Annotated in this window: 13 protein-coding genes; 6 read left to right on the forward strand and 7 right to left on the reverse strand. The window is 73.3% G+C overall.

What is annotated here, in order from left to right; translation table 11 throughout:
- Positions 1-96: 96 nt before the first annotated feature.
- Positions 97-933, forward strand: a complete 837-nt coding sequence (locus tag ABZX30_RS12310) for a putative protein N(5)-glutamine methyltransferase (RefSeq protein ID WP_355932182.1) — start codon at positions 97-99, stop codon at positions 931-933.
- Here the strand turns inward: ABZX30_RS12310 and ABZX30_RS12315 are convergent.
- Entirely contained in the window at positions 930-3008 is a 2079-nt protein-coding gene (locus tag ABZX30_RS12315; protein WP_355932185.1) for a SpoIIE family protein phosphatase, read from the reverse strand. The two genes, ABZX30_RS12310 and ABZX30_RS12315, sit on opposite strands and share 4 nt — an antisense overlap.
- 209 nt (positions 3009-3217) lie before the next feature.
- Here ABZX30_RS12315 and ABZX30_RS12320 point away from each other — a divergent pair, with 209 nt between their 5' ends.
- The 4 genes from ABZX30_RS12320 (at position 3218) to ABZX30_RS12335 (ending at position 7425) form a co-directional block, all read left to right on the forward strand.
- Positions 3218-4099: a hypothetical protein gene (locus ABZX30_RS12320; protein ID WP_355932336.1), complete on the forward strand. Its 882-nt coding sequence runs from the start codon at positions 3218-3220 to the stop codon at positions 4097-4099.
- A gap of 121 nt (positions 4100-4220) precedes the next feature.
- Positions 4221-4592 (forward strand): hypothetical protein, encoded by a 372-nt coding sequence (locus ABZX30_RS12325; protein WP_355932187.1) that lies wholly within the window; start codon positions 4221-4223, stop codon positions 4590-4592.
- Between the two features lie 222 nt (positions 4593-4814).
- Positions 4815-6830, forward strand: a complete 2016-nt coding sequence (locus ABZX30_RS12330) for an NADPH-dependent 2,4-dienoyl-CoA reductase (protein ID WP_355932190.1) — start codon at positions 4815-4817, stop codon at positions 6828-6830.
- Positions 6831-6861: 31 nt separating this feature from the next.
- Complete coding sequence (locus ABZX30_RS12335; RefSeq protein WP_355932192.1) at positions 6862-7425, forward strand: PadR family transcriptional regulator; 564 nt, start codon at positions 6862-6864, stop codon at positions 7423-7425.
- Positions 7426-7436: 11 nt separating this feature from the next.
- Here ABZX30_RS12335 and ABZX30_RS12340 read toward each other — a convergent pair whose 3' ends face one another.
- Both ABZX30_RS12340 and ABZX30_RS12345 read right to left on the reverse strand, forming a co-directional pair.
- Positions 7437-7976 carry a hypothetical protein gene (locus tag ABZX30_RS12340; protein WP_355932194.1) on the reverse strand — a complete coding sequence of 180 codons (540 nt, stop codon included), beginning with the start codon at positions 7974-7976 and terminating at the stop codon, positions 7437-7439.
- Between the two features lie 80 nt (positions 7977-8056).
- Positions 8057-8497, reverse strand: a complete 441-nt coding sequence (locus tag ABZX30_RS12345; RefSeq protein ID WP_355932197.1) for a hypothetical protein — start codon at positions 8495-8497, stop codon at positions 8057-8059.
- A gap of 364 nt (positions 8498-8861) precedes the next feature.
- Between ABZX30_RS12345 and ABZX30_RS12350 the strand changes: the two genes are divergently transcribed.
- Positions 8862-9635: a glycoside hydrolase family 75 protein gene (locus tag ABZX30_RS12350; RefSeq protein ID WP_355932338.1), complete on the forward strand. Its 774-nt coding sequence runs from the start codon at positions 8862-8864 to the stop codon at positions 9633-9635.
- 16 nt (positions 9636-9651) lie between these two features.
- Here ABZX30_RS12350 and ABZX30_RS12355 read toward each other — a convergent pair whose 3' ends face one another.
- The 4 genes from ABZX30_RS12355 to ABZX30_RS12370 all read right to left on the reverse strand — a co-directional run bounded on the left by ABZX30_RS12355 (position 9652) and on the right by ABZX30_RS12370 (position 12811).
- A complete protein-coding gene (locus tag ABZX30_RS12355; protein ID WP_355932200.1) occupies positions 9652-10062 on the reverse strand; it encodes a PTS fructose transporter subunit IIA in 411 nt (136 codons plus the stop codon).
- Positions 10055-10681 (reverse strand): dihydroxyacetone kinase subunit DhaL, encoded by a 627-nt coding sequence (gene dhaL / locus ABZX30_RS12360; RefSeq protein WP_355932202.1) that lies wholly within the window; start codon positions 10679-10681, stop codon positions 10055-10057. The genes ABZX30_RS12355 and dhaL overlap by 8 nt, the downstream gene beginning before the upstream one ends.
- Before the next feature lie 45 nt (positions 10682-10726).
- Complete coding sequence (dhaK, locus tag ABZX30_RS12365; RefSeq protein WP_355932204.1) at positions 10727-11719, reverse strand: dihydroxyacetone kinase subunit DhaK; 993 nt, start codon at positions 11717-11719, stop codon at positions 10727-10729.
- 345 nt (positions 11720-12064) lie between these two features.
- The gene (locus tag ABZX30_RS12370) at positions 12065-12811 is read right to left on the reverse strand and encodes an SDR family oxidoreductase (RefSeq protein ID WP_355932207.1); all 747 of its coding nucleotides are present in this window, start codon (positions 12809-12811) and stop codon (positions 12065-12067) included.
- Between the last annotated feature and the right edge of the window lie 31 nt (positions 12812-12842).

Below are 12842 nucleotides of genomic sequence, written 5' to 3' on the forward strand. Positions count from 1 at the left end.
CGGGGTGCTCTCTCCTCGCGACGGAACGGATCACCGGCACCGGTGACCGCGAGAGTGCCCTTCGGCCCCAGGCTCGTCGAAAGGCTCTCGGCTTCCATGCCCCCTCTCCACCCCCTCTCGCCCACCGCCGTGGTGACAGCGCTGCGCGCCGCCGGCTGCGTCTTCGCGGAGGACGAGGCGGAATTGCTCCTCACCACCGCCCGCACCCCGGACGAACTCGCCACGATGGTGGACCGGCGCGTCGCCGGACTGCCCCTGGAGCACGTGCTCGGCTGGGCCCGCTTCCACGAGCTGCGCGTCGCGGTGGAGCTCGGTGTCTTCGTACCCCGGCGCCGCACCGAGTTCCTCGTCGACCAGGCCCTCGCCCAGGCGCCGGACGCCACCGTCGTGGTCGACCTGTGCTGCGGCTCCGGCGCGGTCGGCGCGGCGCTGGCCGCCGCCCTCGGCCGGGTCGAGCTGTACGCCGCCGACATCGACCCCGCCGCGGTGCGCTGCGCCCGCCGCAACGTCGCCCCGTACGGCGGCCGGGTCCACGCGGGCGACCTGTTCGCGGCGCTGCCCGCAGGGCTGCGGGGGCGCGTGGGCATCCTCGCGGCCAACGTGCCGTACGTCCCCAGCGGCGAAGTGGGGCTGCTGCCCGCGGAGGCCCGCGAGCACGAACCGCTCGTCGCCCTCGACGGCGGCCCCGACGGCCTCGACGTCCTGCGGCGCGTCGCCGCCGAAGCCCCCGGCTGGCTCGCCCCCGGCGGCTGTCTGCTGGCCGAGACGAGCGAACGCCAGGCCCCGGCGGCCGTCGACGCCTTCACCCGCGCCGGCCTGACCACCCGTCTGGCGGCGTCGGAGGAGTTGTACGCCCATGTGGTGGTCGGCGTCCGGCCCGAGAGGTCCCAGGACGGCCCAGGCTGGCCCGGGACAGGACTGGGGCAGGGCTAGGTCAGCTCCTGAGCCCGTGCGATGAGGAGTGCCACGTCGTCGTGGTTGTCGGGGTGGTGCAGCGTCCGCAACAGGAGGTCGCAGACCTCCTCCAGTGGACGGGCCGGGTCGTCGAGGAGGAAGAGCAGGGCGTCCAGGCGTTCGTCGAGCGCGTGCCGGCGCGTCTCCACCAGACCGTCGGTGTAGAACACCAGCTCGTCGCCCGGGGCGAAGTCGACGGTCACGGTGGAGAATTCCACGCCCCCCACGCCCAGCGGGACCCCGGTGGGCAGGTCGAGCAGCCGCGCCGGGCGTCCGGGACGCACGTGCACCGGGGGCAGGTGCCCTGCGTTGGCGATCCGGCACTGGCGCAGATGGGGGTCGTGGACGGCGTACACACAGGTCGCGATGGAGTGGTCGAGCCCCGAGGTGGTCTTGTCCAGGTGTTCCAGGAGCGCCGCGGGATCCAGACCGAGCGCGGCCAGCGTGGCCGTCGCGGTCCGTAGCCGGCCCATCGTCGCGGCCGCGCTGATGCCGCTGCCCATCACGTCGCCCACGACCAGTGCCGTCCTGCCGTCCTCCAGGGGGATGACGTCGAACCAGTCGCCGCCGACCTCGCTGGTGGCCCCGGCCGGCTGGTAACGGGAGGCCACCTCCAGGCCGGTGGTCACCGGCGGATGGCCGGGTAGCAGGCTGCGCTGCAGGGTGAGGGCGGTGTCGCGGGCGTTCTGGTACCAGCGGGCGTTGTCGATCTGCACGGCCGCGCGGGCGGCCAGTTCGCGGGCGAGCAGCAGGTCGTCCTCGCCGAAGGGCTCCGGGTTCCGGGTGCGCTTGAGGTCGAGGGCGCCGAGCACCTCTCCGCGCGCGATGAGCGGTACCGCCAGATACGAGTGGATGCCCGCTCGGGCCAGCAGGACGGCCGCCTCGGGGGAGCGGGCGATGCGCGGGAGGTCCTCGTCCTTCACCCGCGCCACCAGGACCGGGCTGCCGCTCCGCACGCACTCGGTGACCAGCCGGTCCGGGGCGTACCGGGCGATCTGCCCGGGCCGGTCGGCGGCCCGCAGGGCGTCCGCCCCGCCCTCCGCGCGGACGGCGAGGGCACGGATCACCGCCGGCTCGGACGGCCCGAGGGTGCTGCGGCGGCCCTCGACGACCGCGTCCAGCAGGTCCACGGCCGCCACGTCGGCGAGTTCCGGCACGGCGACGTCGGCCAGCTCGTGGGCGGTGCGGTCCAGGTCCAGCGTGGTGCCGATCCGTGCCGAGGCGTCGGCGATCAGGGCGAGGCGGCGCCGCGCGGTCTCCGCCTCGACGCCGGCCCGGTACTGCTCGGTGGTGTCGATCATCGACGCCGCTACGCCGAGCACCGTGCCCGTGGCGTCCTCCAGCCGGTACAGCGACACCGACCAGGCGTGGTCCTCGTCCGGGTCGGCCGGGGTGCGGCCGACGGTGGACCGGTCGACGACCGGCGTGCCCGTCTCCAGAACCCGGCGGGCCGCGGACTCCAGCGCGTCGGCGTCCAGCAGCGGCACCACCTCGCGCGGGGTCCGCCCGACGTGGTCCTCGGCGGCCACGCCGTTGATCTTCTCCAGCGCCGGGTTGACCGAGACGTACCGCAGCCGTGTGTCCAGGACGGCCAGTCCGATCGGCGACTGCTGCACCATCCGCCCCGACAGCGCCAGGTCCTGCTCCATCCGGCGGACCGTCGACTGGTCCGCGGCCAGCCCCAGCGCGTACACGTCCCCCCGGTCGTCCAGCAGCCGCATGTTGCGGAACTCCACCAGGCGCGTGCCGCCGTCCTTGTGCCGGACGGGGAAGCCCCCGGCCCAGCCCTGCCCGGTCCGCAGCACGTCGGCGAAGAGCTCGCCGACCAGCGGGATGTGCTGCTCGTGCACCATCAGCCGGGCCGCGTACTGCCCCAGTGCCTCCTGCGCCGACCAGCCGAACAGCTCCTCCGCCTGGGGGCTCCACAGCACGATGCGCCCTTCGGAGTCCAGCACGACCGAGGCCACGCCCAGCACGTCGAGGAGTCCGCTCGGGCGCACCGGTCCGCGCAGGGGCTCGCCGGCCTCGCCCACCGGAGCCCCGGCTGCACTCATGCCACGCACCGCCTCTTGCCGTCCGCCTCTCTTTGTTCTACCGCGCCCGCGCCGGAGTCTCCGGCCCGGCCGCCGATTTTCTCCTCCGCGACACCACAGAGTTCACGCCGCCTTCGCGTCATTGGTATGTACATGACTATCGGGTCGGTCCAGACTGTCGGCCGACCGGTCACCACCCCCCGTCCGAGGAGTCGGCCATGCCCGCGCCCCTGCCCGCATCCGTCCGGCAACGCTGTCACGCGGCCCTCAGCGCACTCGTCGTCGCCACCGCCGCCGCCCTGTCGTTGACGGTGTCCGCCGCGCCCGCCTCCGCCGCCGACACCTGGACCGAGACCGGTTCCGACCGCGCGGATCCGCTCACCGAGAGCCAGGGCCTGACCTCGGTCGAGGTCCCGGCCGGCAGCCCCAACCGGTACACCGGCATCGGTACCATCCCTTCCGACGTGAGAAGCCGCGGCTGGAACCACGTCGGCGACCCCGACGCCTCGTACGGCGGCTACTACATCGAGCCGTACCAGCGCGACTCCGGCAACTCGAAGATGTTCCGGGTGCAGGCGCCCGGCGGCGCATGGTCGGAGTACGTCCACACGCTGGGCCAGGGGGAGGCGCTGAACAACTCCTGGGTCGCGATCTCCCCGGACGGCCAGTGGATGCTGGCCGGCGAGTACGGCACCATGACACGCTTCCTGGTCTTCCCGACCCCCGGCGTGAACGCCTCCACCTCGCCCTCGGCGGACCTGCCGCAGGTCTCCACCGTCGACCTCGACCATGCCGTGCGCGACGTCCAGGGCTGTGACTTCTCCGGCCCGACGACGCTGCTGTGCTCCTCCGACGACCCCGCGGGCACGCTCTTCGGCATCACCAAGCCGCTCCTTCAGGTCGATCTGTCGGGCGCGCCGAACGGCACGGCGGACGTCTCCGGCCACGTCACGGCCCTGCGCCAACTGCCGCTGCGCAGCGGCTGCTCCGGCACCTTCGAGGCCGAGGGCATCGACTACGACCGGCGTACCGGCATCCTGCGCGTGATCGTGGTGTCCCCGAGCCTGTGCGTGCTCATCGACAGCAAGACGTACACGTTCACGCGGGGCTGAGGCGGGGCCCCGGCCGCCCCCGCAGCGGTAGTGCGCGGGCAGCAGTGGTGCTTTGCTGAGGATGGAAGCGGTTCGGCGGGGTACCCCGTTCCACCGCAGCGCGGCCACGAAAGGAGCGATCATGAGGACCGTGGAACGGTCGCATCCGGAAACCGTCTCGGTGGAGATCAGCGGTTCCAAGGAGGACGCCCGGGCGGTGTTCGACGCTCTGAGTCACTGCTTCTCCTCCGACCGGGGTGACGACGAGGTGCCGCAGCAGTTGCACGAGACACGCCCGATGGTGTGGCTCGGCAGCTACGACGTGGCGGACGCCCGGGAGGGGGCGTGCCCACCGGTCCGGCTGGAAGCGTCCGTCACCGCGGACGTCCAGGGCGGCTACTGGGCCGTCGACCGGTTCCGGTCCACGCTGGACTCGATGTTCACCGTGCACGAGACCTGTGCGGCCTCCGGCGACCAGGAGAGGGACCTCCACCTCCGCCTCGAGAGCCGCTGACCGGACGCCCGGCGACGCCCACGCCCCGGCCGCCTCACCGGCGGCCGGGGCGTACTGCGACTCCGGCGTGCGCCCATGCCGAGCCGGCGGTCGCACGCTGACCGTACCTACCAGTAGGTACAAAGTGGTGGGGCTCACCCCGCTCCCTTTATGCAACTAGTTGCACTAAGGCTCGTCGCTGCTCTAGAACAGAGTCCAGGACACCGCGCACGGAGGGCCCCGATGAGCCGTTACCCCCACTTGCTGAACCCCCTCGACCTGGGCTTCACCACGCTGCCCAACCGGGTGCTCATGGGCTCCATGCACGTGGGCCTGGAAGAGGCCGAGCGCGGGTTCGAACGGATGGCGGAGTTCTACGCGGCCCGCGCGCGCGGGGGAGTGGGGCTCATCGTCACCGGCGGCATCGCTCCGAACGAAGAGGGACGCCCGTACGAGGGCGGCGCCAAGCTCACCACCGAGGCGGAGGCCGAGCGGCACGCCACCGTCACCGCCGCCGTGCACCGCGAGGGCGGCAGGATCGCGATGCAGATCCTGCACTTCGGGCGGTACGCCTACCACCGGGACCTGGTCGCCCCGAGCCCGGTCCAGGCGCCGATCAGTCCCTTCCCGCCCCGCGCGCTCACCGACGCCGAGGTCGAGCGGACGATCGACGACTACGCCCGCGCCGCCCGCCTGGCCCGGCAGGCAGGCTACGACGGCGTCGAGATCATGGGCTCCGAGGGCTATCTCGTCAACGAGTTCATCGCCGCGCAGACCAACCACCGCACCGACCGCTGGGGCGGCTCGTACGAGAACCGCATGCGCTTCCCGGTCGAGATCATCCGCCGGGTGCGGGCCGCGGTCGGCGAGGACTTCATCATCGTCTACCGGCTGTCCATGCTGGACCTGGTCCCGGGCGGCTCCTCCCTCGAGGAGGTCGTCGCGCTGGCCAAGGCCGTCGAGGCCGCAGGGGCGACGATCATCAACACCGGCATCGGCTGGCACGAGGCGCGCATCCCCACCATCGCCACCTCGGTTCCGCGCGGCGCCTACACCTGGGTCACCCGGAAGCTGATGGGCGAGGTGTCCGTCCCGCTGGTGACCACCAACCGCATCAACACCCCGGAACTCGCCGAGCGGCTGCTCGCCGACGGCTGCGCCGACATGGTCTCCGTGGCCCGCCCGATGCTCGCCGACCCCGACTTCGTGGCCAAGGCCGCCGCCGGGAGGCCCGAGGCCATCAACACCTGCATCGGCTGCAACCAGGCCTGCCTGGACCACACCTTCAGCGGGCAGATCACCTCCTGCCTGGTCAACCCGCGCGCCTGCCACGAGACCGAGCTGATCCTCTCGCCGACCCGGCTGGTCAAGCGCGTCGCCGTCGTGGGCGCCGGCCCCGCCGGCCTCGCCTGCGCCGTCAGCGCCGCCGAACGCGGTCACCGGGTCACCCTCTTCGAAGCCGCGAGCGAGATCGGCGGTCAGCTCAACGTGGCCCGCAAGGTCCCCGGCAAGCAGGAGTTCGACGAGACCCTGCGCTACTTCCGCCACCAGCTCGACGCGCACGGCGTGGAGGTACGGCTGAGCACCCCGGCCGGGGCCGGCGACCTGACCGGCTACGACGAGGTCGTCGTCGCCACCGGCGTCACTCCGCGCACCCCCGACATCCCCGGCGTCGACCACCCCCGCGTCCTGGGCTACCTGGACGTGCTGCGCGACGGCGCCCCCGTCGGCGACCGGGTCGCGATCCTCGGCGCGGGCGGCATCGGCTTCGACGTCGCGGAGTTCCTCACCGACGGCGGGGACAAGGAGAGCGAGGACCCGGCGACGTACTTCCGCCACTGGGGCGTGGACATGGACTACCGCGCCCCCGGCGGCCTCGCAGCCCCCGAGCGGCCCGCGCCGCCGCGCACCGTCCACCTGCTCCAGCGCAAGCCCACCAAGGTCGGCGCGGGGCTCGGCAAGACCACCGGCTGGATCCACCGCACCGAGCTCAAGCACCGCGGGGTCACCATGGTCCCGGGCGTGCGCTACGACCGGATCGACGACGCCGGGCTGCACATCACCGTCGGCGAGGAGAGCACGGTCCTCGAGGTCGACACGATCGTGCTGTGCACCGGCCAGGACCCGCGCCGCGGCCTGTACGAGGAACTGCTCGCCGCCGGGCGTCCCGCGCACCTCATCGGCGGCGCCGACATCGCCGCCGAACTGGACGCCAAGTGTGCCATCAAGCAGGGCACGGAGCTGGCGGCGGCCCTCTGAAGGGGGCCGGGCGCGTCCCTAGGATGAGGCCATGTCACTCCCGCACGCGATCCTCACCGCCCTCCTCGAGAAGCCGTCGTCGGGGCTGGAGCTGACCCGCCGGTTCGACAGGTCGATCGGCTACTTCTGGTCGGCGACGCACCAGCAGATCTATCGCGAGCTGGGCAGGCTGGAGGCCGAGGGGCACATCCGTACCCTGCCGGCCGAGCAGCCGGCCCGCGGGCAGAAGAAGAGCTACGAGGTCCTGCCCGCGGGCCGCGCCGAACTGGCCCGCTGGACCGCCACGTCCCAGGACCCCAAGCCGCACCGCGACGCCCTGCTGCTGCGGCTGCGCGCGGCGGCGGTGGTCGGCACGGCGGGCCTGGAGAGCGACATCCGCCGCCATCTCGAGCTGCACAGGCGGCAGTTGGCGGAGTACGAGGAGATCGAGCGGCGTGACTTCCCGCCGGACCGGGACAGCGCGCAGGACCGGCTGCGCCATCTGGTGCTGCGGGCGGGCATCGACCTGGAGACCTTCTGGACCCGGTGGCTCTCGGACGCCCTGGCCGAGTTCGGCGAACTGCCCCGGGACGCGGCCACCGGCGAGGGCGCCTGACGGGACCCGGTTCAGAACCGGTACGGCTTCGAGCGGCGGCGCAGCAACCAGCCGGTGGCGATGAGACCGATGCCCACCAGCGCCCCGCCCACGCCGAGGGTGACCGGGCCGTAGTCGTGGGCGGCGCCGCCCACGCCGCCCAGCACGCCGCGCGACGGCGAGGGTGCGGACGTGGCGGAGATCGTCGGTTTGGAAGGAGGCGCGACGACGACCGCCTGGGTGCCGGCGGTGATGCCGTTGGAGCAGACGACGATGACGGTGTAGGTTCCGGGGCTCACTCCCGACCAGGCGGCGGACTGGCTGATGGTCGTGCCCGCCAGGGCCACCTGACGCCCCTGGGCGAAGTTCGCCTGGCTGCTCGCGAGCAGGGAGGCGTTGCCCCAGCTGCCGTTGTTCTGCGTGCAGGCGCTGGTCGTGACCGACACCGTGGACCCGGTGGTGCTGACGGAGATCCCCGAGACGGCGCCGGCCGGCCCGGTGAGTCCGATCGGGAGCGCGGCGGCGGCCGCCGCGGTGAGGCCGGAGCGGAGGAGAAGTCGAGTAGTGCGCATTGGGCTGCCCTCCGGCGGCACGGTTGGCGGAACGTCCCATGCGCCGCCGGGGGTCGGGAAACGTCCGTGCTGCCTCAGGGTCAGCAAACGTGCGCCCGGGCCGTCCCGCAGGCGGACCGCACCCGTCCGGGTGAGGGACTGCCGCACCCGGGTGAGATCCGCGGCTGCGCCCGGCCCGCTCGGCCGGTCCCGCCGGTCGTCGCGGTCCGTGCCGCCGAGTACCCGCCCCCGGTGCCGTCAGGCAGCCGGGTCCGGATCCGCACCCGGTGGACCATGCCCGCGTCCCGGCCCGCGCAATAGCTGGAGGCCGCCCTGGTGCGCGGCTGGCTCCCGTCCCGCACCAGGGAGGTGGCGGGGCGTCCCTCGAGCCGGATCCGATACTCCGTGACCACGCCGTCGGTGCGCGGCGGCACCCAGGACAGGCCGCTGGAGTACGCGCCGCCCGCGCGGTGGGCCGTCACCCGGAACCCGGCCGGGGCGGTGCCCCTGCCGTCGTCGGTGCCCGGTGGGGTCAGCCGCACGGGGGCGCCGTCGGGCGAGAGGCTGTCGGCCGCATCATGGCGTCAGCGCAATGGTCCGGACCCATATGACCCGTATGGCGTGATCGTCTCAAGAGGTCGTGGGTGTGATGGTCCTCTTTGGCGACCGATGGGGTGCGTTACGTATGCTGAGTCTCCTCGCGGCTGAACTGCACCAGGAGGCAGGGCAGTTCACGCCCGGGGCGCGGAACGCTGTCGTCGCTGATCCCGCGCCCGCACGGGCGGCCGGGGTGACCCGATCCGACACGGACTCGGGTCCCCGGCCACTCGCCCACTCATGAGGCGTCCGTTATGTCAGATTTGGCCGGGTTGTCGTCCATGTCCCCCCATGAGAGGGTCCTCCATCGTGCGTGCCCAGGCACTGACGCTGGCCGCGGCCGGCGCGGCCGCTCTGTTCGTCCCGGCGACACTGACCGAGCCGGCCGCCGCCGTACGGCCCGGCGCCGCCCTACCGCCCGCCGCCGTACCGCCCGCCGCCGTAGCGCGCGGCGCCGCACGGCCCGGCGCGGCGGCCGTGTCCCGGAGCGAGGGCCGGGTCCCGGCCGCCGACCTGCTGGCCAGGTTGCACCACTGTGCCCCCGTCTCCCACGGCCGCTACCGCACCGACTCCTCGGGCTCGGGCTCGGCGAAGGTCCGGATCTGCGGCACCGACGAGGCGGTGTTCTGGACGGCCGACATGGACATCGACTGCGACGGGCGCCCCACCGCCCGCTGCAACCGCCGCACCGACCCGCTCTTCTCCGCCGCGACGGCCTTCCACCAGTCCGACGGCCGCCATCTGAGCGCCGAGCACCTGCCCTACATCGTGGTGCCGGCCCGCAGCCACATCTGGAACCCGCACGCGAACGGCGTCCGCGGCGGCTCGGTGGCCGCGGTCGTCTACCGGGACACGGTGCGGTACGCGGTCGTCGGCGACACCGGCCCCCGCGACATCATCGGCGAGGCCTCGTACGCGACCGCCCGCGGCCTCGGGATCCCCGCCGACCCGCGCACCGGCGGGGCGGCCTCCGGTGTCACGTACATCGTGTTCAAGGACTCGCCGGTGGCGCCCATCGAGGACCACGCGGAGGCGGTGGCGACCGGGGAGCGGCTGGCCCGGCGGTTCGTCCGGGGCGGCTGAACGGGCGGCCGTCCGGTCACACCTTCCGGTACGTGTACGCCTCCATGGCCGCCGCCTCCACCGCGTCGAGGTCGGCGCCCGTCGCCGCCGTGACGACCGCGGCCACCGCGCCCTCCAGGAACGGGGCGTCCACCAGGCGGGAGTCCGGTGGAAGTTCGTCCCCCTCCGCGAGCAGCGCCTTCACGGTGAGCACCGCGCTGCCCAGGTCGGTGAGCAGGGCGACCCCGGCACCCCGGTCCACGGCCGCGGCCGCGGCCGCGACCAGTTCGGCGCTGGTCCCGATCCCGCCGCCGTCGGTGCCGCCCGCCGAGGCGACCGGTACCGCCGTACCGCCGGCGGTCAGGCTCCTGGCCAGCTCGGCGACGGAGGCGGCCACCTCGGCACTGTGCGACACCAGTACGATCCCGACCAGTTTGGCGTCACTCACCGGCCGCCTCCGCGGGCGCCGCGGCCGCAGCGGCCTCCTCGAGTGCCGCGATCAGCAGCGCCGACGAGGTCGCCCCCGGGTCCTGGTGGCCGATGCTGCGCTCCCCGAGATAGCTCGCCCTGCCTTTGCGGGCCTGGAGCGGGATCGTCGCCACGGCACCCTCCTCGGCGGCGGCCCGGGCCGCGGCGAAGCCGTCACCGAGCGCGTCGACGGCCGGCACCAGGGCGTCGATCATGGTCTTGTCCCCGGGGGCGGCGCCGCCGAGCGCCATCACCCCGTCCACGCCGGCCCGCAGTGCTCCGGCGAACTGCTCCGCGCTCACCTCTTCGGCGTCCCCGAGCGCCTTGCCCGTACGGCGCAGCAGCGTGCCGTAGAGCGGCCCGGACGCGCCGCCGACCGTCGAGATCAGCTGGCGCCCGGCCAGGGTCAGAACGGCACCCGGTGTCTGCGGCGCCTCCTTCTCCAGCGCCGCCCGCACGGCCGTGAACCCGCGCTGCAGATTGCTGCCGTGGTCGGCGTCCCCGATGGGCGAGTCGAGGGCGGTGAGCCGTTCCGCCTCGCGGTCCACGGATGCGGCGGTCGCCGTCATCCAACGGCGGAAGAAGTCGGCGTCGAGCACTGGATCTCCTCGCGTGGTAGATGGGTCGGTCGTCGCGGCGCCGGGTCACATGCCCCAGCGCAGGGCCGGCGTCCGCACCGGCGCGTCCCACAGCCTGAGCAGTTCCTCGTCGACCTGGCACAGGGTGACCGAGGCACCCGCCATGTCCAGGGAGGTGACGTAGTTGCCGACGAGGGTGCGGGCCACGGCGACACCGCGCTCGCCGAGCACCCGCTGCACCTCGGCGTTGAAGCCGTACAGCTCCAGCAGCGGGGTGGCGCCCATGCCGTTGACCAGCACGAGCACGGGATTGCGCGGGGTGAGGTCCTCCAGGACCGCGTGCACCGCGAAGTCGGCGATCTCGCCGGAGGTCATCATCGCCCGCCGCTCCCGGCCCGGCTCGCCGTGGATGCCGATGCCGAGCTCCAGCTCACCGGGCGGCAGGTCGAAGGTGGGGCTGCCCTTGGCGGGGGTGGTGCAGGCGCTGAGCGCCACGCCGAAGCTGCGGGAGTTGTCGTTGACCTGGCGTGCGATGGACTCCACCCGCTCCAGCGGCTGCCCCTCGGCCGCCGCGGCGCCCGCGATCTTCTCCACGAACAGCGTCGCGCCGGTACCGCGCCGGCCGGCCGTGTAGAGGCTGTCGGTGACCGCCACGTCGTCGTTGACCAGTACCTTCGCCACCTGGATGCCCTCGTCCTCGGCGAGCTCGGCCGCCATGTCGAAGTTGAGCACGTCACCGGTGTAGTTCTTCACCACGAACAGCACCCCCGCGCCGCTGTCCACGGCGGCCGCCGCCCGCGCCATCTGGTCCGGCACCGGCGAGGTGAACACCTCGCCCGGACAGGCCGCCGACAGCATGCCGTGGCCCACGAACCCGCCGTGCAGCGGCTCGTGCCCCGACCCACCGCCCGAGACCAGCGCCACCTGGCCGGCCACGGGGGCGTCCCGCCGTACGATCACCCGGTTCTCGACATCGACGGTCAGCTCGGGATGAGCGGCCGCCATTCCCCGCAGAGCGTCCGCGACCACGGTCTCCGGGACGTTGATCAGCATCCTCATGGGTGTCTCCTCCGAGGCCAGTTCTCGATCTTGTCGGTTCGTTGTGGTCCCAGGCGGGTCGTGACGGGTCCGCCGCCGGCCCGAGGCCGGCTTCGGTGACGGGACGTCAGGGCCGGCGGCCGCCCGGTGGAGGCGGCCGCCCGTCCCGTCTACTGGAAGTATCGGCCTTGGGCCGGCGAAGGTCACCTGCGACCGCCCTTCGGCACGTCGCGTGGTGGCACTTCGCTCAACGTACGTGCGCCCCCCGCGGGTCCGGCAGAGGGGCCCGCGGGCAAGGCAGTGATCGTCCGGCGGTTCACCTCACCACTCGGTCGTTCCCCGCGTTCTCACCGAGGTCACCGTGGTTCACCGTTGCCGGGCGAGCCAGTCGGCGAACGTGACCTCGCCGATGGCCGCGTCCGGGCCCGGCAGGAGCGTGTCCTGCCGCAACTCGGCGCCCCAGTACCGCGCCTGCGGGTCCGTGACGAGCTTGCGGGGGTCGTTCCCGGCGGCGAGTCCCCTCCGGATGAACTCCTCGAGCTGGAACACCTCGGGGCCGGCGGTCTCCACCACGCCGTTCACCGGAGCGCCGACCGAGGTGCGGCCGACCGCCGCGGCCACGTCGTCGGAGACCATGGGCTGGATCCTGGCGTCGGGCAGGCGCACGGTGCCGCCCTCGGTCATGCCGTCGGCGAGCCCCTTCGCGAACTCGAAGAACTGGGTGGCGTGGACGATGGAGTACGCGGCGCCGGACGCCTTGATCAGCTCCTCCTGCACCTGCTTGGCCCGGAAGTACCCGCTCTCCTGGAGACGCTCGGTGCCGACCACGGAGAGGGCCACGTGGTGCCCCACGCCGGCCTCGGCCTCCGCCTGGAGGAGGTTGGCCGTGGAGGTACGGAAGAAGTCCATGACGGCCTGGTCCTCGAACGACGGTGAGTTGGACACGTCGACCACGACCGACGCGCCCGGGAGGACCTCGGCCAGGCCCTTGCCGGTCAGGGTGTCGACACCGGTGCTGGGCGCGGCCGCGATCGCCTCGTGCCCGTGCTCGCCGAGGCGGGCGACCACCTTCGAGCCGATGAGCCCGGTTCCACCGATCACTACGACCTTCATCAGACATTCCTTTCGCGGTGTGGTTCTCCTT

It is taken from the genome of Streptomyces sp. NPDC004542 (genome assembly GCF_040610035.1).
Lineage (GTDB): Bacteria > Actinomycetota > Actinomycetes > Streptomycetales > Streptomycetaceae > Streptomyces.